Origin of the sequence: Nocardia cyriacigeorgica, assembly GCF_010868145.1 — a bacterium.
Classification (GTDB): Bacteria; Actinomycetota; Actinomycetes; order Mycobacteriales; family Mycobacteriaceae; genus Nocardia; species Nocardia cyriacigeorgica_D.
Genome location: NZ_JAAGUY010000015.1, coordinates 86,775 through 107,423 on the forward strand (window position 1 = coordinate 86,775; position 20,649 = coordinate 107,423).

Consider the following 20,649-nt stretch of genomic DNA (forward strand, 5'->3'; position numbering starts at 1 on the left):
GGTCTACCGTCGACCGAGTGAGGCACACCTCGCACGGCCGTCATCATGCCGTCCCCCTCAGCGGTCGTGACGTTGGACACAAACGCGCGATATTCGCTTGTACGCGACTATCGCATTGCCAATATGATCGCGCGGTGGCGAGTGAATTGGGATTCGGGGACGCGCTCGAGCGTTTCCTGACGGGCCTGTTCAGCGCGAGCCGATCCGACAGTGCCGACAAACTGGTCGAATTGGATCTGTCGCTCTCCCAGGCGCGTACCTTGTTCGTCCTCGGCCACGACGATCGTCAGCAACTGCCCATCCACGCCATCGCCGAACGACTCTCGTTATCGGTGACAGCGGCGGGGCGCAATGTGGATCGGCTCGTTCGTCTCGGGTTGGTGACCAGGGACGAAAGCCCAGAGGACCGCCGGGTCAAACTGGTCGGCCTCAGCGAGCACGGTCGCGAGGTCATCCACGATCAGATGATGTGCCATCGCGAAGCACTCGACCAACTGGTCGAACGCCTTCCGGACGACGTTCGTGACGATCTGCACGCCGCCATCATCGGCGTGCTCGACTCCGGGGCACTCGCCTCGGTACCAACCCCAGCCGTATCGACGGGAGACCCCTCGTGAGCAAGTCCGCCGGCAGTACCGCCGCAGCGGTACCCGACAAGATAGACGGCGCCGTCCTCAAGGTCGCCGGTGTCGTCGTCCTCGGCGCCATCATGTCGATTCTCGACATCACCGTGGTCAACGTCGCGCTGCCGACGTTCCAGACCGAGTTCGACGTCGCCAACTACTCCACGGTGGCCTGGACGGTCACCGCCTATACCCTCGCCCTGGCGACAGTGATCCCGCTGACCGGCTGGGCCGCAGACCGATTCGGCACCAAACGCCTCTACCTCGCCGCGCTGGTGCTGTTCACCGCCGGTTCGGTGCTGTGCGCGCTGGCCTGGAGCATCGAGGCGCTGATCGCGTTCCGCGTGATCCAGGGCCTCGGCGGCGGCATGCTGATGCCGCTTGGCATGACGATCATGACCAAGGCCGCCGGACCCGAGCGGATCGGCCGCCTCATGGCCATCCTCGGTGTCCCGATGCTGCTCGGCCCGATCCTCGGCCCGATTCTCGGCGGCTGGCTGCTCGACAACGCCACCTGGCACTGGATCTTCCTGATCAACCTGCCCATCGGCGCCATCTCGCTGGTCTATGCCTACGTTGTGCTACCCAAGGACGATCCGCAGCCGAGCGAGAGCTTCGACTTCATCGGCATGCTGATGCTCTCGCCCGGTCTGGCACTGTTCCTGTTCGGAGTTTCCACGATTCCGGAGGAAGGCACGGTCACCGCGCCGAAGGTGTGGGCGACGATGCTCATCGGCGGACTGCTGGTGATCGCGTTCGTGTTCTACTCGTTCAAGCCCGAGCATCCGCTGCTGGACCTGCGGCTGTTCAAGAACTTCAACCTGTCGATCTCGACGATCACCATGTTCCTGTTCGCGGCCTCCTTCTTCGGTGGTTTGCTGCTGGTGCCCACCTACTTCCAGCAGGTGCGCGGTGAGAGCGCGCTGATGGCGGGTCTGCTGGTCGTACCGCAGGGTCTCGGCACCATGCTGACCATGCCGCTGGCGGGTGCGCTGGCCGACAAGCTGCCGGTCGGCCGGATCGCCCCGATCGGCTTGGCGGCGATCACCGCCGCGATGTTCGGGCTGTCGCAGACCGATGCGCACACCTCCTACCCGGTGCTGATGGGTCTACTGTTCGTCCTCGGTCTCGGTATGGGTGGCACCATGATGCCGCTGATGACGGCCGCGCTGCGGACCCTCGCCGAGCATGAGGTGGCCCGTGGTTCGACGCTGCTCAACATCGCGCAGCAGATCGCGAGTTCGGTCGGTGTCGCCATCATCTCGGTGGTGCTGACCAACCAGTTCAAGGCGTCGGAACCGGTGTCGGCGGCGCAAGCCGTCGGTGAAGCCGAACGCACCGGCACTCCACCGGATCCGTCGATCCTGGAGTACATCCAGTCGCTGGGCGCGAAATTCGAGTCGATGGTTCTCGACGATATGGCGTCGGCGTTCTCCACCAGCTACCTGGTCGCGGCATTCCTGTGCGTGGTCACGCTGATCGCGTCGTTCTTCCTGCCCCGCAAGAAGGAAGCGGCGCCCGCCGAGGGTGAACAGCCCAAGGCTCCGGTCATGATGCACTGAGTCGAGCAGTCGGCGAATGTCGATGATCCCCGCGTGAATCGTTCACGCGGGGATCATCGCGTTCATCGACCGGGAATGTCTACACGGAGACGTTGCCCATGCTGGCCGCGATATTGTCCGCGTTGGCGATCCGTTGTCCTCGCAGTGAGCGGTCGCTTCGTTCGTAGTACTCATCGAATACCGCCGCCGCAGCGCCCGGCGTATCTGTGGCCTGCAACCTGCGATATGCAGCGGATTCCTCGCCGCGCAGCTCATGCATCATGAAGTCGACCTGAGTCTTCCAATCACCGACCGGCTTGCCCTGCGCCGCGGCGAAGGCTTCGAGATTCTGACGCCGTCCACCGAGCCATTGGCACAACCCATACGCACCTTCTTTCGGGTTGTAGGCCCCGGTATTCAATCCGGGCGCTTCGACCTGCATATTGCCGAGGACTCCCGCCGCTTGCGCAGGGGTGAGTCCGTGCTCGAGGAGTCGCTTGTAGATGTTTTCCGCCGTAGCCCGCTCACCACCGTCCAGCGGTGCTGCGGTCGCGTTCGTCGCCGGGCTACCGCCCTCGTAGATATCGGCGGGCAGATTGCTGCCGAAGTTCGGGGTCCACGATGGCGCCCCACCGCTCGCCGGAGCACCGCCGTTCTGCGCATTCCCTCCTCCTGGAGGCGAATTCCACGCCTGCCGGTCCAGCTCATTGAAGGCATCCCACACAGCGTCGACCGCTTTGCTGATGACCTTGCCCATCGCCTCTGTAGCGCCGAGCTGCTCAGCCAAAGTCGGACGGTGCGGTGGGTCGTCGACAACGTCGGCCAGAATTTCGTCGACGGCCTTCTCGAGAGCATCGACTTGGGCAGTCACCTCATTGGCCACATCAGCAGACGCGGCAGCCATCTCGGCGATCTGATCGTCGAGCGAGTTCCATTGGTCCTTATAGTCCTTGACGTCGCCGGCGCGAAGGTTGTACTTCTTCTTCAGCTCGCCGTCGCCCGGCATCTTCGCATCACCGAGTCCATCCAAGTACTTGGCCGTGATCCGGGTCGCGGTCTTGTCACCGAGCCCCTTTTTCAACGCCTCCAGCGTCGCTTCGGTGCGAGCGATATACGGGTTCAGGATGGGTGCGTCGGAAAAACGCCGAAAGCTCACTGGATCCGGGGCCACCATCCACCTCCCACACACACCGCACGGCGGCGACTCTGTCCCGCCGTGCCGGTCGAGCATCTGCATAGATAGCAGAAGACGCATACCTCCGCCGTCGCCGATGCTCCCATACATGGGAAGAACTCCGATCGGCCGCGAGCACCGAGGTCGACGTGCCGCGGACAAGCCACCGATCGCCGATCAGATCACGGTGCCGACATCCTTGGCGACGAGATGATCGAGTGCGCGTTCCGCCACCGCCGCGATCGTCATCGACGGATTGCAGGCGGCGGTATTGCCCGGCATCAGCGCACCGTCGAGCACGTAGAGTCCGCGCTGGCCGAGCACCCGGCCCTCCAAATCGCAGACGGTGCCCATGCTCGCGCCGCCCAGCGGATGCCAGGTGGACGGGAAGGCGGCGTTGGTGTCGAGCAGGGCGGTGCCGGGACCGGCGATGCGATGCGCGAGCGGTCCGATGTGGTTGTCCTGGATGACGCAGTCGCCGCCGGTCGGCCAGTGCAGCACCGCCTGTTCGGCCGCCGAATCGTAGGTGAACGCGCCGCGGCCGTCGCTGACGCCGTAGCCGACCATCATCGTGGACTTCGGGTCGATCGGCAGCGGCGGAATCGATGCCTGGATGAGAGTGCAGGCGTGCCGCGGGTCCGACCAGTTCAAGCTGCCGTAGACGACCGGGCCGCCCTGCGCGGGACCGAAATCCGCTGCGGGGTTGGTCCACACGTAGATCCGGTCGGCGTTGGTGCCCCAGTTCTGTCCGAGCGCGTCGGGCAGGTCGGGAATCAAGCCTCTGGCGCCCGCTCGCACCAGCAGTTTGGTGGTATTGAGGCTGCCAGCGGCCAGCATGAGGGTGCCGGTGGTGATGACCTTGTTCTCCTGGACGACGCCCGCGGTGTCGATGCGGTCGACGTGGACGATCCAGCGTCCGTCGGGGCCGCGCTCGATATCGGTGACCTCGTGCAGGGTGCGCACCTGGACCCGTCCGGTCGCCTCCGCGGCCGCGATGTAGGTGACGTCGACGGAGTGTTTGCCGCCGTTGTTGACGCCCATCGCGCTGTCGCCGTTGGTGTACGACGGCTTCATCTCCCCACGCAGCTCCGCGAGGGCGAAGTCCCAGTCGATCGGCATCGGGATCTTCGACAGTGGCAGTCCGGCGCGTCGCACATGGTCGGCGAAAACGCGCGCCGCAGCGTAATTCGGGCCTGCGATCAGCTCGTCGGGTGCGACCGCGAGACCGAGCATCCGCGCAACCCGGGGGTAGTGCACGCGGTCCATCGTCGCCCAGTCGAGTTCCGTCGGGAAATGCGTAGTGAACACCGCTTCGTCCGGCTGCAACGACATCCCTTGGTAGATCAGCGAACCGCCGCCGAGCCCCGCCGCACACAGGGCGGTCATGTTCTCCCCCGGCACCGCCTCGACCAGACCGGCGTAGGGCTCGAAAGCCAAGGGCCGCCCGAACAGGTTCGGACTGGATCGGTGCCACAGGATGCGCTTGTCCGGCGCCGATGCCCGCGGGAAGGTTTCCGCGTCGGGCCCCGTCGGCCAGCGCATCCCGCGTTCCAACAGCACTACCGGCACGCCGGCCTCGGCCAGTCGCAGTGCCGCCACGCCACCACCGAACCCCGACCCGATCACGACCACCCGATGCTCCTCCCGGGTGAGCGCAACGCTGTTGACCCTGGCGGCGATTCTGGGTTTCGGATCGAATGCCCGGGTACCGGCGAGCACGGCGCCCGCGGCGACCGCCCCGGTCAGCAGCGAGCGGCGGGAGATCACTGACATGAAAGATCCTTACGACGAGACAACTCGGGCGCCACACGTCAGCGCCGGTAACCCAGTTACCGAGTAACGAAGTTACTGGACCCCTGCTCGCGCCGGGCGAAAACCGGCAACTTCGATCCGACGCCCGCCTGCCGGGCAGATAGCCTCGCATTCGGGCACGCTCGGATGGAGGCGCGGAGGCGATGGACGACGATCCGCATATCCACGTCGAGCGGCAGATCGCGCAGGTGCGCGGCTTCCCCGCGCGGCAGATCCTCCGGTCAGGCGAGCAAGAAGCGCTCGACCCAGGGTGCGTCGAACCAGCCCGCCGCGTCGGCCCGGAATTCGTTCGGCGATTGTGTACCCACACCGGCCGGGATCGTGCCGACCAGCTCGACACCGGTCACCCGAGGCAGATCGCCGCGGTTGGTTTCCATGGCCAGGTCGGGAGTTTCGGGCCAGGAGCCGATCACCAGACCCGCACAGTCCACACCGGCCGCGGCGAGGGTACGGGTGGTGAGCTCGGTGTGATTGAGGGTGCCGAGGCCGGGAGCCGTGACGACCACGACCGGCGCGGCGAGTTTCGCCGCCAGATCGAGCAGAGTGAATTCGCCGATGCGGACCAACAGTCCGCCCGCACCCTCGACGAGAACGAGGTCGGCGGTGAGTTCGGTGATGGCCGAGAGGGTTTCGTCGATGGTGAGCAACGGTGCGCCGCAACGGCGGGCTGCCGTATCGGGGGCCAGCGGTTCGGGATAGCGGGCCAGTTCGGCGGTTCGGGTGACACCGGAGAGTCGCGCGATGGTCGCGAGATCGCCGGGTTCGTCCGGGGCGGCACCGGTCTGGGCCGGTTTGCATACCGCTACCGAGCGCCCGGCAGCCATGGCGGCGGCGGCCAATGCGGCGGTAACGATGGTCTTGCCGACATCGGTCGACGTTCCGGTGACGAACAACAACGTCATCGAGCGCTCCCCTGACGTGCGATGCACCTCACGCAGGCACTACCTGACGTGCGGTGGACAGGACCTCGCCGAGAACCGTGGCGATGACATCGATGTCGGCGGGAGTCAGATTCGCACGAGCGGTGAGCCGCAGCCGAGAGGTACCTTCCGGTACCGACGGCGGACGGAAGCACCCCACGTCCAGCCCGCGCGCCCGGCATTCCTGCGCGGCATCGAATGCGACCTGCGCCTCCCCCAGCACCACCGACACCACGGCCGAATCCGGTTGCGGCACCTCGGCGATACGGGCGATATCGGCGGCGCGGTCGAGTACCCGCTGTGCGATACCCGGATCGCCGCGCAGAATCCGCAGCGCCGCGCGTGCCGCGCCGACAGCCGCGGGCGCGAGTCCGGTATCGAAGATGAACGTGCGGGCAGCGTCGATCAGATGGGCACGTACCCGGCCGCTGGCCAGTACCGCACCGCCCTGGGCGGCAAGGGCTTTCGACAGCGTCGCGGTGATCACCAGATCCGGTTCACCGGCCAGTCCCGCCTCCTGCACCAGTCCACGTCCGCCCCTGCCGCGCACGCCGAGGCCGTGCGCCTCGTCGACAACCAGCACGGCGCCGTTCGCGCGGGTGACCCGATGCAGTTCGGCCAGCGGCGCCAGATCACCGTCGGCGCTGAATACCGAATCGGTGAGCACCAGCGCACGTTCCTCCGTGCGGCTCGCCAGCAACCGATCCACTGCCGCCGCGTCACAGTGCGGTGCGATCTCCACCCGCGCCCGCGACAATCGGCAGGCATCCACCAGCGAGGCATGACTGCCCGCATCGGAAACGATCAACGAGCCCCGTCCGGCCAATGCTGTCACCACACCGAGATTGGCCGCGTACCCGGACGCGAATACCAGCCCGGCCTCCGCACCCACGAACTCCGCCAGCTCGGCCTCGAGCGATTCGTGCTCGGTGGTGGTTCCGGTGACCAGCCGTGACCCGGTCGATCCGGCGCCCCACCGGCGCACCGCCTCGACCGCACCCTCGATCACCTCGGGATGCCGGACCAGGCCCAGATAGTCGTTCGAGGCCAGATCGATGGATGACGATTGCTGTTCCCGCGCCCGCAACTCCCGCCGCAGCCCCGCCCCCACTCGCTCGGCAGCACGCGCGTCCAGCCAGCTCAATGGATCGGTACTCACAGCTGAACACCATACTTGAACGGCGTTCAGGAGCATGCCGGGGGCCGCTGACGGCGCATGGCCCGCCCTTCAGCCGCCGAACCAGCTGGGCATATCGGTGCGGAAGAGATCACCCGGTGCGAGAGCCCGAAGGTCGGCTTCGAGCGCGGTCATCCGCTCGGCTCCCAGAGCGTCCGTCCAGCGCGCGTGGATGCGGTCGAAGGTCTCGGCGGATTTGTCCAGGAAGTCGATGCCGCGATCGGTGAGCGTGTAAACCTTGCGCCGCGCGTCTGCCGGATCATGGCCGCGACGTAAGTACCCGCGGCGTTCGAGATTCTCGATGTGCTTACCCGCGGCCTGCTTGGAGATGCCGAGCGCACGTCCGAGGTCGGCCGCGGTGCACCCCTGCGGCCCGGTACGCACGATCGCCTGGAACAGGAAACCGTGCATCGGCCGCAGGTCGGGGTGTCCGCGCTCGGCGAGATCGGCATGCACCTCGTCGATGGCCGCACGGAATGCGCCCAGCATCCGCAGTGGTAGCTCGAAGCCACCGGCATCCCTTGACATATTGGACAACCTCGTTGACTATATGGACAACATTATTGTCTATCTTAAGGGCGTGCCGCCATGACCGTCATCCGACACTCCGAAACCCGCCGCACCGAAACTCCGGCGGGCGTGATGACCACCCTCGCCTCCCCCACCCAGGGCGGCTCATCGTTGTCGCTGTGGCGAGTGGAGGTCGCACCGGGTATATCCGGGCCGCCGCATTTCATCGATGCCGAGCAGATCTGGACCGTCCTCACCGGCCGCGCCGAAATAACCCTGAACGGCACTGATCTCGTCGTCGACGCGGGCGACACGATTGTCCTGCCGCCCGATGCGCTGCGCCAGATCTCCGGCGGCGCAGAGGGTTACACCGCCGTGGTCGCCGCACGGCCGGACGCCCGAGCAGGCACCCCTGACGGCACGGGCACGATCGTGCCGCCGTGGATCGCCTGAGGCGCCCGCACGAACGCTATCCGACGCACGCGGCGGCCACCATTGCCGCGGTGATTGTGGCGACGTCGGTAGTGGTGCTGATGAACGGTGGCATGCAGTAGATGAGGTTGCGGAAGGGGCGCAGCCAGGCGCCCGCGGCAACCGCGGCATCGGTGGCGGCACGCATATCGATCGGGTGATCGAGTTCGATGACGCCGATCGCGCCGAGCACCCGCACCTCAGCGACGCCGGGCAGCTCACGGGCGGCGGCAAGACCGGATTCCAGTTCCGCTTCGATGCGTTTCACCTCGCCCTGCCAGTCTCGGGACAACAGCAGCTCGGTGGAGGCCACCGCGATCGCGCAGGCCAAGGGATTACCCATGAAGGTGGGACCGTGCATGAGGCCGCCGTGCGCGGCGCTGAGGGTTTCGGCGATCCGCTCGGTACACAGGGCGGCGGCGAGGGTCAGGTAGCCGCCGGTGAGGGCCTTGCCGACACACATCACGTCAGGGGCGATGCCGGCCTGCTCGGCGGCGAACAGCGTTCCGGTGCGGCCGAATCCGGTGGCGATCTCATCGAAGATGAGCAGCACGCCGTTGGCGTCGCACAACCGGCGCAGCTCGGTGAGGTAGCGCGGATCGTGCCAGCGCATACCGCCCGCGCCCTGCACAACCGGTTCAACGATGACGGCGGCGAGCTCGTCGGCGTGCTCGATCATCGCGCCCTCGAGTTCCGCGATATAGCCGGGGTCGAAGGCGCGCGGCGGGGCGGGGACGAAGACCTGCTCGGCCAGGATGTCGGTCCACAGCGCATGCATGCCACCCTCGGGGTCGCACACGCTCATGGGAGTGAAGGTGTCGCCGTGGTAGCCGCCGCGCCAGGTGAGCAACCGCCGTTTGCCGGGCCGCCCCAGCGCGCGCTGATATTGCAGGCACATCTTGACCGCGACCTCGACCGACACCGAGCCCGAATCACAGAGGAAAACCTTGTCCAAGCCGGGTGGGGTGAGCTGAACCAGCAGCTCGGCCAGCCGGGCCGCCGGTTCATGGGTGAGCCCGCCGAACATGACGTGACTCATCCGCTGCGACTGCACCAGCAGCGCCGAGTCCAGCACTGGATGCCGGTACCCGTGCACCGCCGCCCACCAGGAGCTCATCCCGTCGACCAGCTCACGCCCATCGGCCAGCGTCAGCCTGGTCCCCGACGCCGACGCCACCACCAGCGGCTCGGTTGTCGCCGGGAACCCGCCGTACGGGTGCCACACATGTTCGGCGTCGATGGCGGTGATCTCGTCGGGCGTCAGCACCACAGCGGCAGTCCTTCACACAGCGGACGTCCCACTCCGAACCGGAGCGAGCTTGAACACCGTTCAAGTTAGCATCGGACCTGGTGTCCCTCCAGAGCGGTCGGCGTACGAGTCGCACACCGCGGCCAACCCGGCACACATGGCATCGAACTCACCGGCCCCGAGCCGCCGGCGAAGATCCCCCTCGATACGCCCGATGCGATCGGCGGCCAGCCCGAGCGCCGTGCGCCCCGATTCGGTGAGAACCACAAGCCTCGCCCGACGGTCGGCGGGGTCGACGCGCCGCTCGACGAGCCCCTGACGTTCCAAGTGGGTGACGAGTTCCCCCATGGACTGCTGGGTCATCCCTGCCGCATCAGCAAGCGCGGTCACCCGCGAACCCGCCGGGTCCAGGTAGCGGAACACCGCATAGTGCGCCGGACGCAGGTCGCCACCGAGGACCGCGCGCAGTTCGCGGTTCAACTCCCGTTCGACGGCCCTGGTCGCCAGCGTGAGCAGTTTCAACACAGAAGCCTCAGCCATTGACACGATAGAAAGGTTACCTTTATATCTTGAGGATGCCCGAACAAGCCCTCACCTTTCGCAACGGCCACCGCGTCACATTGATCGACGAAGGCGTCGACGACAACGGCCCCTACCTGCGCCTGCAACATCTGCTGCCGGCCCCGAAACGCCAGGCCGGTCCGCACTGGCATCCCGAACTCGCCGAACACTGGACCATCCGCGCCGGACGGATTCGCTTCCGCATCGATGGCACCGAGGTCATCGCCGACCCCGGCGACACCGTCACCGCTCCCCCGCGCACGGTGCACGAATTCTGGAGCGAGCTGCCCGATACCGTCATCGACCACGAGATCCGCCCACCCCTGCGGCACTGGCAGATGTTCCAGTTCTGGTCCACTCTCGACAACGCGGGCAAGACCACCGCCGCTGGCCTCCCGCGCAACCCGATCGCCCTCGCCTTGCTGTGGGACCTGCAGGACGGCTACCTCGCGAAGATCCCGGTGCCCGTACAGCGAGTCCTCCTGGGCGGCTTGGCGCGTCTCGCCCGCGCCACCGGCTACCACCGCCGCTGGCTGCCACTCACCGACGACGCCTGATCGGCACAGAAGACCCACTACCTGATACCGCCCACCCACCCAACGCGCAGGGCCACAGCGGCCGCACAGTAACGCCCGTTAGTGTCGTTGCCATGGTTTCGCCCGCCTCCGCATCCGCCCCGGCACCGCTCGGTGTCTGGCCGGGGAGCGCCTATCCGTTGGGCGCCACCTATGACGGGGCGGGAACGAACTTCTCGCTGTTCACCGAGGTCGCCGACGCGGTGCAGTTATGCCTGGTCGACAAGCAGGGCGGCGAGACCCGGATCGGGTTGGACGAGGTCGACGGGCATGTCTGGCACGCGTACCTGCCGGGCGTCGGGCCAGGGCAGCGGTACGGGTTCCGGGTGCACGGACCCTACGATCCGGAGCGAGGGCTGCGCTGCGATCCGAGCAAGTTGCTGCTCGATCCATACGGCAAGGCGTTCGACGGCGTGTTCTCCGACCATCCGTCGCTGTACACCCCCGGCCAGGATTCGCTCGGCCACACCATGACCGGCGTGGTGATCAACCCGTTCTTCGACTGGGGTGCCGACCGCCCGCCGAAACGGCCCTACCACGAAACGGTGATCTACGAGGCCCACGTCAAGGGCATGTCCATCACCCACCCGGATGTGCCAGAGGAGCTGCGCGGGACCTACGCGGGCCTGGCACATCCGGCGATCATCGAGCATCTGCGCGGGCTCGGGGTCACCGCGATCGAACTGATGCCGGTACACCAGTTCCTGCACGACCGCATCCTGCTCGACCAGGGCTTGCGTAACTACTGGGGTTACAACAGCTTCGGGTATCTGGCACCGCATCACGAGTACGCGGCGGGCGGCCGGGCCGGCGCGGCGGTCACCGAATTCAAGGCAATGGTGCGGGCATTGCACGCCGAGGGCATCGAAGTGATCCTGGATGTGGTGTACAACCACACCGCGGAGGGGAACCATTTCGGGCCGACCATCGGTTTCCGTGGCATCGACAATGCCGCCTATTACCGGCTGATGGACGACGAACCCGCGCATTATATGGACTACACCGGCACCGGGAACAGCCTCAATGTGCGCCATCCACACACTTTGCAGTTGATCATGGATTCGCTGCGCTACTGGGTGCTGGAGATGCACGTCGACGGGTTCCGCTTCGATCTGGCCGCAACGCTGGCCCGCGAACTGCACGATGTGGATCGGCTCTCGACGTTCTTCGATCTGGTGCAGCAGGATCCGGTGGTCAGCCAGGTCAAGCTCATCGCCGAACCCTGGGATGTGGGTGAGGGCGGCTATCAGGTCGGCAACTTCCCGAGCCTGTGGACCGAATGGAACGGCAAATACCGCGATACCGTCCGCGATTACTGGCGCGGTGAGCACGCGACGCTCGGCGAGTTCGCGTCCCGGTTCACCGGTTCCTCGGACCTGTACGAGGCGACCGGTCGCAGGCCGAGCGCATCGATCAACTTCATCACCGCGCATGACGGGTTCACCCTGCGCGATCTGGTGTCCTACAACGGCAAACACAACGAGGCCAACGGCGAGGGCAACCGCGACGGGGAGAACCACAACCGGTCCTGGAATTGCGGCGTGGAGGGGCCCACCGACGATCCTGAGGTCCTCGCGTTGCGGGCCAGGCAGTCACGCAATCTGCTGGCCACGCTGATCCTGAGCCAGGGCACCCCGATGCTCGCCCACGGTGACGAGATGGGCCGCACCCAGCTCGGCAACAACAATGCCTACTGCCAGGATTCGGAACTGGCGTGGATGGATTGGTCGCTGGCACACAAGAATGCCGACCTACTCGACTTCACCCGGGCCGCGATCGCACTGCGCACCTCACATCCGGTGTTCCGTCGCCGCCGCTTCCTCGCCGGTGGCCCCATCCGTGAGTCCGGCCATCCCCGCGATATCGCCTGGCTCACGCCCACGGGTGCGGAGATGACAGACGCCGACTGGGACAATGGTTTCGGCCGGTCGCTGGCGGTGTTCCTCGATGGTGACGGCATTCCGGAACCGGGCCCACGCGGCGAACGCATCACCGACGATTCGTTCCTGCTGTGCTTCAACGCCCACGACAGCGCCCTCGACTTCACCCTGCCCGCCCCCGATTTCGGCGCCGAATGGTCGGTCGCCCTTGATTGTTCGACCCCTGACGGACGCGCCGAGGCCGGCTATGCCGCGGCGAGCACCGTCACCCTCCCCGCCCGTTGTCTGCTCGTCCTCCGCCGCCGCACCGCCTGACCGATACGAACATGACCGAGAAGAACCTGACCGCCACGCATCTCACCGATCCGCAGTCCATGCGCCGCCCGGCACGGTCGACGCCGGTGCGCAGCACCTACCGGCTGCAACTGCGCCCCGACGCACTGACCTTCACCGACGCCGCCGCCATCGCGGAATACCTGCAACAGCTGGGTGTCTCGCACCTGTACCTGTCGCCGGTGATGACCGCCGCGCACGGGTCGACCCACGGCTACGACGTCACCGACCCGACCACGGTGTCGGCGGCGCTCGGCGGTCCCGGCGGCCTCAAAGCCCTCGCGGACGAGGTGCGAAGCCGCGGTATGGGGCTGATCATCGATCTGGTCCCCAACCATGTGGGCGTGGGCGATCCGCGGCAGAACGCCTGGTGGTGGGACGTGTTGCGGCACGGCCCGGATTCACAGTTCGCGCATTACTTCGATATCGACTGGAGCCCGGCCAATGGTGCGGGCGGGCGGCTGGCGCTGCCGGTCCTGCAGAACGAGAACGATCCGGCGGCGTTGACCGTCGACAGGTCCGGTCCGGAACCGATGCTCGCGCTGCACGATCTGCGCTTCCCCATCGCCCCCGACACCGACGGCGACAATGCGCTGCGCATCCATGACAAACAGCACTATCGGCTGGTGAGCTGGAAATCCGGGCTGTGCAGCTATCGCCGGTTCTTCGCGGTGAGCGGGTTGGCGGCATTGCGGCAGGAGGACCGGGAGGTCTTCGAAGCCACCCACCGCGAGCTGGCGGCGTGGTGTGAGCACGAACTGATCGACGGTGTGCGGGTCGACCACCCCGACGGCCTGTCCTATCCCGCGGCCTACCTGTCGCGGCTGCGTAGCCTCATCGGACCGCACCGACTGCTGCTGGTGGAGAAGATCCTGGCCAATCGGGAACCGCTGGACGCGACACTGCCCATCGACGGCACCACCGGCTACGACGCCCTCGCCGATATCGGCGGCGTGCTGATCGACCCGGACGGTGAGCAGACGCTGACCGAGCTGTCCCAGCATTTCGCCGGACACGGCAGCGACCGCGCCTGGATCGGCGAGAAGCAGCACCGCATCAAACGCGCTGTCGCCGAGAGCATCCTGGCACCCGAGATCCGGCGGCTCGTGGCGGCGGTCAAACGCGACGCGGGCGTGAACGGTTTCGACGCCTCCGGGATCAGCGATATGGCACTGACCAACGCGACCATCGAGGTGCTGGCGTTCCTGCCGGTGTACCGGGTGGACTACACCCCGCTGGCCGGGATGGCCGGCGCTGTCGTCGCCGACGTGGAGAAGCGCAACAGCGAACTCACCGCACCGCTGTCGGTGCTGGTGGCGGCGTTGGCCGCCGGCGGTGAGGCGGCGGTGCGGTTCAGTCAGGTAGGTGGCGCGATCACGGCCAAGGCCGTCGAGGACACCATGTTCTATCGGGCGGCACGGCTGGTGTCGCTCCAGGAGGTAGGCGGCAACCCGGGCCGGTTCGGGCATTCGCTCAACGAGTTCCATCTCGCCAATAGCGAACGCGCACAACGCTGGCCTGCCACCCTGACCGCGCTGTCCACCCACGACACCAAACGCGGTGAGGACGTGCGAGCCCGCATCGGAGTGCTGTCGCAGATGTCGACGCGGTGGGCGCGGTCGGTGGCGACCTGGCAGAAAATCACGCCCGGCCCGGACGGCGCGACAACGCTGTTCCTGCTCCAGAACATGTTCGGGGTGTGGCCGGCCGACGGACGTCCCGCCGCGTCGGTACCGGGACTGCGGGATCGACTGCATCGGTTCGCGGAGAAGGCGATACGCGAAGCCGGCGAGCACACCTCATGGGAGGAACCCGATCCCGAGTTCGAGACCGCGGTGCACACCTGGCTGGACGCGGTGATCGACGGCCCCGTCGGCTCCGGTCTCGGCGACCTGGTGCACGAACTTGCCCCACACGCGTGGACCGACGCGCTCTCGCAGAAACTGCTGCAGCTGTGCGGGCCAGGCATCCCGGATATCTATCAGGGCTGCGAGCTGTGGGAGGACTCGCTGGTCGACCCGGACAATCGGCGGCCGGTGGACTTCGCGACCCGGGTGGGCATGCTGCAATCGCTCACCGGCACACCTGGTTTGGACACCACCGGCGCCGCGAAGATGTGGATCGTCGCCTACGCGCTGTGGTTGCGCCGGGAACGACCCGACTGCTTCGTCGGCGGCACCTATCTGCCATTGTTCGCGACCGGCGAGCAGGCGGGCAAGCTGGTGTCCTATGCCAGGGGGCGCACCGGTGAGGCGCCGGAGATCATCGTGGCGACGACCCGGCACAGCGTTTCCCTGGCCGAGACCGGATGGGCGGACACGGTCCTGGATCTGCCGCCCGGCACCTGGACCGACCGGCTCACCGGCCACACCTTCCAGGGCCGGGCCCGGCTGGAGAAGCTGTTCGCCCGGCTGCCGGTGGCGCTGCTGGTGCGCTGAGCGCGCCTGGTGGAAGTTCGTTCGCGTTCTCGCTACGTCCCGCTACGCCCGAGATATCGTCCCGGCGAGATACCCACTGTTCGCCGGAATGCCGCGAGGAAGGCGCTGCTGGTCCCGTATCCGACGGCGTGGGCGGCCCTGGACACGGGCAGGCCCTCGGCGAGCAGCACCAGCCCGGCCTGCAACCGCACGTGAGTGCGCCACCGTTCGAAACTCATGCCGGTGTCCTGCACGAAAAGCCGGCTCAGGGTACGCCTGCTCACCCCCGCAGCCCGCGCATGCGACTCCATGGACCGCGAGTCGGCTGGATCAGCCAGTAGCTCGTCGGCGACCGCACGCACTCGTTCGTCCACGGGCCGCGGTACGACGATAGGGGTCGCGGGCAGTGGCCGCAGCAGGTCGAGGACCACGGCCTCGGCACGGAGGCGCATATCATCGGCCAGGTCCCGCTTGGCCAGGTGGACGATCAGATGTGCGAGCAGACCGTCGACCGCCACCGCTGTGGGCTCGGTCCATGCCACGTGGCAGCGGTCCGGTTCGAAGTAGAGGCTGTGCAGTACCGCATCGCGGGTCGCGCCGGTGCGATGTACGACGCCCGCCGGTAGCCAGAGTGCGCGAGTGGGTGGCAGCACCCAATACGCGTCGTCGACAGCGACACCGAGCACCCCACTGCGGGTCCAGGCCAGTTGGTGCTGTGGGTGGTAGTGCGACCGGATCCACTGTCCCGCGGGCAGCGGAAACTTTCCGACGACGATCGTCCCCACGCCGGTCGGCGCGGCTTCCATCACGGGTTCAGACACCCTCCCAGGGTATGTCCTCAACGCGATATCAGACGGCCTGGTGGCGTATCGCCGCCACGGCGAGCTCCTGACACGGTGGTTTCATGACAATGATTTCCACTACGGACCAGGGCGTGGCCCCGGGCGGGCGCCGCCGAATGGCGCTGATCGTGCTGTGCTTCGTGCAGTTCATGCTGGTGCTTGACGACAATGTGGTCAGTGTGGCGTTGCCGACCATCCGCGACGAGCTCGGATTCAGCCATGCCGGCCTGCCCTGGGTGGTCAATGCCTACTTCCTCGCCTTCGGCGGACTGTTGTTGTTGTCCGGTCGAATCGCCGATCTGATCGGCCGCCGCCGCGTATTCCTCTGCGGTGTCGCGCTCTTCGGAGCCGCGAGTGCGCTCTGCGGGTTCGCGCAGGAACCCTGGCAGCTGGTGGCGGGCCGCTTCATTCAGGGGGCCGGTGCGGCGATGGCGAGCCCGGCCGCGCTCGCCCTGCTCACGCTGCTGTTCCCGGGAGCCGGGGAGCGCGCGAAGGCCATCGGGATCTGGGGCGGAGTCGCGGCGCTCGGCGGCGCCCTCGGCTTGGTGATCTCCGGTGTGCTGACCGGGCTGACCTCCTGGCGCTGGGTTTTCCTGATCAATCTGCCGGTAGCGCTCATGGCCCTCGTGCTCGTCCCCCGTCTCGTCGCGGAGAGCCGGGCCGAATCCCGCCGCCGGATCGACGTTCCCGGGGCCGTATTGATCACCGGCGCACTGATGCTTCTTGTACACGGCCTGTTGCAGGCGTCCGAAACCGGTTGGGGTCATGCGGCTTCCACGATCCCACTGGTGCTCGCCGCCGTGCTGGCCGTGGCATTCGCGGCCGTCGAGACACGGACCGACGAGCCACTGGTGCCGCTGTCCTTCCTGACCGTCCGGACGCGCGCGGTGGCCAACGGCGTGATCCTGTTGTTCTCCGCCGCCTTCTATGCCATGGCATTTCTGCTGATGCTGCACATCCAGACCGTGCTCGGATATGAGCCGCTCACCGCCGGCCTGGCCTACCTCCCCTTCGGCGCGGCGATTCTGACCGGGATGTGGCTGTCCTCGCGGGCGGTGCAGCGGCTCGGTACTCGCCCAGCGCTGGTTGTGGCGCTGCTGATCAGCGCGGCGGGACTGTTGCTGCTGTCCAGCGTCGGTTCGTCCGACAGCTACGTCTACGGGGTGCTGCCCGGGCTGCTCGTCACGGCGCTCGGGTGCGGCCTGACCCTGCCCGCGCTCACGGTCGTCGCACTCAGCGGCACCACCGAGGAGGATGCCGGACTCGGCTCCGCCGTGCTCGGCTCGGTCCAGCAACTCGGCGGAGCGGTCGGGATCGCGGTCCTGGTGACCCTCGCCGCGCACCGCGGCGACACCTCGGACGGTTCACTCGACCAGCGACAGGCCGCGACGGAAGGGTTCTCCTACGCACTCACCGTCGCCGGTGCCCTCGTCGCCGTCGGAGCGGTGCTCGCGGCAATACTGCTGCGAGACCGGCCCGGCGCCAGGGCCACCGCCTGATCCGGTGCGCCGGGCCCACCCGATCACCGCCCCAGTTCGGCGCTCACCGGGACGGTCTTCTCGATGAGATCCTCCGGGAACATCCCGCCGAAGTCCTCGCGCCAGCGACGGATATTCACCGGGCCGTAGTCGCCGTCCTGGGTGCAGGAGGCCAGGCGGATGCCGATATCGTCGGCGATGCCTAGCTTGCGCCAGGAATCCAAGTGGAACCGCGGGCTGCGCGGATTGCGCAGCGTGCGCAGCAGATTCAGGATGCGGTAGCCGATGCCGAGCGAATCGTGCCTGCGCATATGGTCGGCGCCGACGCAACGTTCGGACAGGCTCTCCAACCGGTCGCGGTCGAAGACCAGCCCCACCGATTCGGCTTCTGCCACCATCCAGCGGAGCGTGATGTCCGACAGCCCGCATTCGGCGTAACCGCCGCCGATATCGCTGTGCACACCCTCGAACCACACCTGCTTGACTCGCTGGAAACCTCTGCGGTACTTCACGTTCGGCTCCACCGGGACTTCCCACAGGCAGGGTTCGAAATTGCGGCGGCGTTCGTCGATGGCCAATGCCTGCCGGGCGCAGTGCACGTTGGTACCCAGCCGGACGTCGTGGAACTTGTGCCGCAGCGAGGTCAATCCGGGCACACCCAGCGCGCCGACGGTGTCGAAGACGCCGAGGAAATCGATCTTCGCCGGGTCCGGATGGCAGTTCTCGCGGCGGAAGTCCTCCCACTGCGGCGGCATGACACCGTCGGGCGGCACCGGCTGCTTGTGGATGGCGAGCGCCTGCGGATACTTGCCGTCGATCATCGCTTCCGGCGTCATGATGCCGATCCGCCCGATCAACCCGGCCAGGCTACGGGCGGTGTAGGCGCCGCGGCTGAAACCGAAGATGAAGATCTGGTCGCCCGGCTCCCAGTTCAACGCCAGATGCCAGTACGCGGCCGATAGGTTCGCCTCCAGACCCAGCCCGAACGCACCGCCCATCAACCGGTCGGCGAAGAAGCCCTGCGTACCGGGCCCGGGGACGTAGGTGACCCACTGATGGACGGGCTTGCCCTCCGCATCCGGTGTCTCGAACCGAATGGTCTGCGCGATCTTGATGATGTTGGATACCGTCGTGCTCGACTCGGCCTTCCAGGTGCCGTCACAGCACACCACAAGTCGTTTCATAACCCGATCCTCCCGCCGCGGCCACCTCGAGTCCCGCGTACTCGACTACCCGAATATTCGTTCCCGCCCCCTGGGCTGTTAATCACCCGAATACCTGGGCCGGCCCGACCACCCGGGTTGACCTTGACCCTGCGTCAGGGTTGCAGGCTTATCGCATGGCGAACAACAGCACTTCCCCAGCTCGGTTCACTCCCCCGGTCGGAGGGTTCCAGGACATCGACGGCCGCCGTATTTTCGTACATCGGTCGGGCACCGGCGCACCGGCCGTCGTGTTCCTGCCGGGAGCGAGTGCGGTCGGCCTGGACTATTTCGGTGTCCAGCAGCAGGTTTCGCAGTTCACAACCGCCGTGGTGTACGACCGCGGCGGCACCGGGTACAGCGATCCCCTCCCACTGCCGCGCACCGCCACCGCGGTCGCCACGGAGCTGCGCGAGCTGCTGCGCGCCCAGAACATCGCCGGCCCCTATGTTCTCGCGGCGCACTCTCTCGGCGGGTTGTACGCGCACAGGTTCGCGCAGCTGTACCCGCAGCACGTGGCCGGACTGGTCTGGATCGATGCTCTGCACCGCGACTGGGACGAGTACATGCCCGCCGAGGCGAGTCTGGCCGCCGCCGAGCAGTCCGCACCCGACCTGGAACAGCTCGAACAGATGCGTCCCGCGCTGCGGGCGATGTACGCGGAACTGCGCGCGGACTACCCCGAGCACATGCACCAATCGCTGATCGAGGCCAAGGTCAGTGATGAATGGACCCGCGTCGGTATTGCCGAGCGGCGCGGACTGGCCGCCCTCGCTGCCGAGCTGCGGGCCGGGCCGGACATTCCCGACGTCCCGGTGATCGCTCTCAGCGTGGTGGGGGTCGATCCCGCCCAGCAGGGGCTGATCCCGGAGCACACACTGCAACAGATACATGACGGCAGGACGAGGATGGACGCGGCCGTGGTGGGTGCCTTCTCGCAAGGCGAGCAGCGCATCCTTGCCGACACCCTGCACCACCGGATCTGCTTCGATCGCCCCGATGCCGTGGTCCAGGCGATCCGCGACGTCGTCGGCCAGGTCGCTCGTCCCTAGACTCGAACACCCGCTACGAACACCCGAGGAGGACGGTGCTCACGATCGGCCAGCTCGCCGCGACCGCGGGCGTGACAGTGCGCGCCGTTCGCCACTACCACCACGTCGGCCTGTTGCCCGAGCCCGAACGTGACGCCTCCGGCTACCGCCGCTACAGCGCGCAAGCGGCGGTGGATCTCATCCGGATCAGGACCCTCGCCGACGCCGGCGTGCCGCTGGCGCGGATCGACGCGCTGCTGCACGCCCAGCCGAACGAGTTCGCTGCCGCCATCACCGATATCGACGCCGAGTTGCAGCGCAAGATCGACCAGCTCACCGATAACCGCCGCCGGATCGCCGCATTGGCCGTCGGCGAAAGTCTCGTCCTTCCTGTCGAGGTGGTCGCCATCCTGGACCGGATGCGCGGTCTCGGGGTCAGCGAGCGCAGGGTGCGACTCGAACGCGACTCCTGGATCCTGATGCAGGCTGTGGAACCGCGCGCCATGCCCCAGCGCATCCAGGACAAGAACTCCGCCCTCGACGACCCCGAGACAACGCGCCTGTACCTCACCTGCGACCAATCGGTCGACTGGGACCCACACGATCCACGCCTGGACCAGCTCATCGACGACCTGGACGCCTGGAAGATCCGACACGAAAAGGACACCGGCCGGACCGGGCACGTGAAGCTGGTTTTCTCTCGGATCTCCGAGGAACCATCACCGGCATGGCAACGCATTGTCGATGCGCTCACCCACCGTGCCGAACGCCGCCGAGGCGCGGGGCAGGAGAGCTGACGCAGACTCCGGGTATCGCCGACACCGCCGTCGCCTGCTGCATCTTCTCGCCGTGC

At 67.1% G+C, this 20,649-nt stretch carries 18 protein-coding genes; 9 read left to right on the forward strand and 9 right to left on the reverse strand.

The features are described from left to right. Positions 1-134: 134 nt before the first annotated feature. Both GV792_RS18425 and GV792_RS18430 read left to right on the forward strand, forming a co-directional pair. Positions 135-617: a MarR family winged helix-turn-helix transcriptional regulator gene (locus GV792_RS18425; RefSeq protein ID WP_163825370.1), complete on the forward strand. Its 483-nt coding sequence runs from the start codon at positions 135-137 to the stop codon at positions 615-617. Further along, positions 614-2,185 (forward strand): DHA2 family efflux MFS transporter permease subunit, encoded by a 1,572-nt coding sequence (locus tag GV792_RS18430; protein ID WP_163825371.1) that lies wholly within the window; start codon positions 614-616, stop codon positions 2,183-2,185. The genes GV792_RS18425 and GV792_RS18430 overlap by 4 nt, the downstream gene beginning before the upstream one ends. Positions 2,186-2,264: 79 nt before the next feature. Here GV792_RS18430 and GV792_RS30125 read toward each other — a convergent pair whose 3' ends face one another. From GV792_RS30125 to GV792_RS18455, 5 genes are all read right to left on the reverse strand, one after another. Continuing rightward, complete coding sequence (locus GV792_RS30125) at positions 2,265-3,320, reverse strand: phage tail tip lysozyme (protein WP_163825372.1); 1,056 nt, start codon at positions 3,318-3,320, stop codon at positions 2,265-2,267. A gap of 195 nt (positions 3,321-3,515) precedes the next feature. Further along, positions 3,516-5,111, reverse strand: a complete 1,596-nt coding sequence (locus GV792_RS18440) for a GMC oxidoreductase (RefSeq protein WP_163825373.1) — start codon at positions 5,109-5,111, stop codon at positions 3,516-3,518. A 260-nt stretch (positions 5,112-5,371) separates the two neighbouring features. Then, complete coding sequence (gene bioD, locus GV792_RS18445; RefSeq protein ID WP_163825374.1) at positions 5,372-6,052, reverse strand: dethiobiotin synthase; 681 nt, start codon at positions 6,050-6,052, stop codon at positions 5,372-5,374. Between the two features lie 28 nt (positions 6,053-6,080). Then, positions 6,081-7,229, reverse strand: a complete 1,149-nt coding sequence (locus tag GV792_RS18450; RefSeq protein WP_309138537.1) for an 8-amino-7-oxononanoate synthase — start codon at positions 7,227-7,229, stop codon at positions 6,081-6,083. A 69-nt stretch (positions 7,230-7,298) separates the two neighbouring features. Next, positions 7,299-7,775, reverse strand: a complete 477-nt coding sequence (locus GV792_RS18455) for a MarR family winged helix-turn-helix transcriptional regulator (RefSeq protein ID WP_163825376.1) — start codon at positions 7,773-7,775, stop codon at positions 7,299-7,301. Positions 7,776-7,835: 60 nt separating this feature from the next. On the opposite strand from GV792_RS18455, the gene GV792_RS18460 reads away from it, so the two are divergent. Beyond that, the gene (locus tag GV792_RS18460) at positions 7,836-8,210 is read left to right on the forward strand and encodes a cupin domain-containing protein (RefSeq protein ID WP_163825377.1); all 375 of its coding nucleotides are present in this window, start codon (positions 7,836-7,838) and stop codon (positions 8,208-8,210) included. Between the two features lie 16 nt (positions 8,211-8,226). Here GV792_RS18460 and GV792_RS18465 read toward each other — a convergent pair whose 3' ends face one another. Together GV792_RS18465 and GV792_RS18470 are read right to left on the reverse strand one after the other, a co-directional pair. Then, positions 8,227-9,498, reverse strand: a complete 1,272-nt coding sequence (locus tag GV792_RS18465; protein WP_163825378.1) for an adenosylmethionine--8-amino-7-oxononanoate transaminase — start codon at positions 9,496-9,498, stop codon at positions 8,227-8,229. 60 nt (positions 9,499-9,558) lie between these two features. Further along, on the reverse strand, positions 9,559-10,017 hold the full coding sequence (locus GV792_RS18470; protein ID WP_163825379.1) for a MarR family winged helix-turn-helix transcriptional regulator: 459 nt from the start codon (positions 10,015-10,017) through the stop codon (positions 9,559-9,561). Positions 10,018-10,052: 35 nt separating this feature from the next. Here GV792_RS18470 and GV792_RS18475 point away from each other — a divergent pair, with 35 nt between their 5' ends. The 3 genes from GV792_RS18475 (at position 10,053) to treY (ending at position 15,264) form a co-directional block, all read left to right on the forward strand. Further along, positions 10,053-10,595 (forward strand): cupin domain-containing protein, encoded by a 543-nt coding sequence (locus tag GV792_RS18475; protein WP_163825439.1) that lies wholly within the window; start codon positions 10,053-10,055, stop codon positions 10,593-10,595. Between the two features lie 92 nt (positions 10,596-10,687). After that, the gene (gene glgX, locus GV792_RS18480; protein ID WP_163825380.1) at positions 10,688-12,808 is read left to right on the forward strand and encodes a glycogen debranching protein GlgX; all 2,121 of its coding nucleotides are present in this window, start codon (positions 10,688-10,690) and stop codon (positions 12,806-12,808) included. A gap of 59 nt (positions 12,809-12,867) precedes the next feature. Next, positions 12,868-15,264, forward strand: a complete 2,397-nt coding sequence (gene treY / locus GV792_RS18485) for a malto-oligosyltrehalose synthase (protein WP_163825440.1) — start codon at positions 12,868-12,870, stop codon at positions 15,262-15,264. A gap of 32 nt (positions 15,265-15,296) precedes the next feature. On the opposite strand, the gene GV792_RS18490 is transcribed toward treY, so the two are convergent. Beyond that, entirely contained in the window at positions 15,297-16,064 is a 768-nt protein-coding gene (locus GV792_RS18490; protein ID WP_163825381.1) for an AraC family transcriptional regulator, read from the reverse strand. Positions 16,065-16,147: 83 nt separating this feature from the next. On the opposite strand from GV792_RS18490, the gene GV792_RS18495 reads away from it, so the two are divergent. Then, a complete protein-coding gene (locus GV792_RS18495; RefSeq protein WP_218581205.1) occupies positions 16,148-17,584 on the forward strand; it encodes an MFS transporter in 1,437 nt (478 codons plus the stop codon). 23 nt (positions 17,585-17,607) lie between these two features. Here the strand turns inward: GV792_RS18495 and GV792_RS18500 are convergent, their stop codons facing one another. Beyond that, positions 17,608-18,747 carry a DUF2235 domain-containing protein gene (locus GV792_RS18500; protein WP_163825382.1) on the reverse strand — a complete coding sequence of 380 codons (1,140 nt, stop codon included), beginning with the start codon at positions 18,745-18,747 and terminating at the stop codon, positions 17,608-17,610. A 155-nt stretch (positions 18,748-18,902) separates the two neighbouring features. On the opposite strand from GV792_RS18500, the gene GV792_RS18505 reads away from it, so the two are divergent. Beyond that, positions 18,903-19,817, forward strand: a complete 915-nt coding sequence (locus tag GV792_RS18505) for an alpha/beta fold hydrolase (RefSeq protein ID WP_163825383.1) — start codon at positions 18,903-18,905, stop codon at positions 19,815-19,817. Between the two features lie 35 nt (positions 19,818-19,852). Then, positions 19,853-20,593, forward strand: coding sequence for a MerR family transcriptional regulator (locus GV792_RS18510; RefSeq protein ID WP_163825384.1), 741 nt, complete (start codon positions 19,853-19,855; stop codon positions 20,591-20,593). Positions 20,594-20,649 lie beyond the last annotated feature (56 nt).

Bases quoted from the DNA above. Each gene is read 5' to 3' on its own strand.
- bioD (WP_163825374.1), bottom strand. From the start codon at position 6,052: ATGACGTTGTTGTTCGTCACCGGAACGTCGACCGATGTCGGCAAGACC.
- GV792_RS18455 (WP_163825376.1), bottom strand. From the start codon at position 7,775: ATGTCAAGGGATGCCGGTGGCTTCGAGCTACCACTGCGGATGCTGGGC.
- GV792_RS18440 (WP_163825373.1), bottom strand. From the start codon at position 5,111: ATGTCAGTGATCTCCCGCCGCTCGCTGCTGACCGGGGCGGTCGCCGCG.
- GV792_RS18460 (WP_163825377.1), top strand. From the start codon at position 7,836: ATGACCGTCATCCGACACTCCGAAACCCGCCGCACCGAAACTCCGGCG.
- GV792_RS18505 (WP_163825383.1), top strand. From the start codon at position 18,903: ATGGCGAACAACAGCACTTCCCCAGCTCGGTTCACTCCCCCGGTCGGA.
- GV792_RS18500 (WP_163825382.1), bottom strand. From the start codon at position 18,747: ATGAAACGACTTGTGGTGTGCTGTGACGGCACCTGGAAGGCCGAGTCG.
- GV792_RS18475 (WP_163825439.1), top strand. From the start codon at position 10,053: ATGCCCGAACAAGCCCTCACCTTTCGCAACGGCCACCGCGTCACATTG.
- glgX (WP_163825380.1), top strand. From the start codon at position 10,688: ATGGTTTCGCCCGCCTCCGCATCCGCCCCGGCACCGCTCGGTGTCTGG.
- treY (WP_163825440.1), top strand. From the start codon at position 12,868: ATGCGCCGCCCGGCACGGTCGACGCCGGTGCGCAGCACCTACCGGCTG.
- GV792_RS18470 (WP_163825379.1), bottom strand. From the start codon at position 10,017: ATGGCTGAGGCTTCTGTGTTGAAACTGCTCACGCTGGCGACCAGGGCC.
- GV792_RS18495 (WP_218581205.1), top strand. From the start codon at position 16,148: ATGACAATGATTTCCACTACGGACCAGGGCGTGGCCCCGGGCGGGCGC.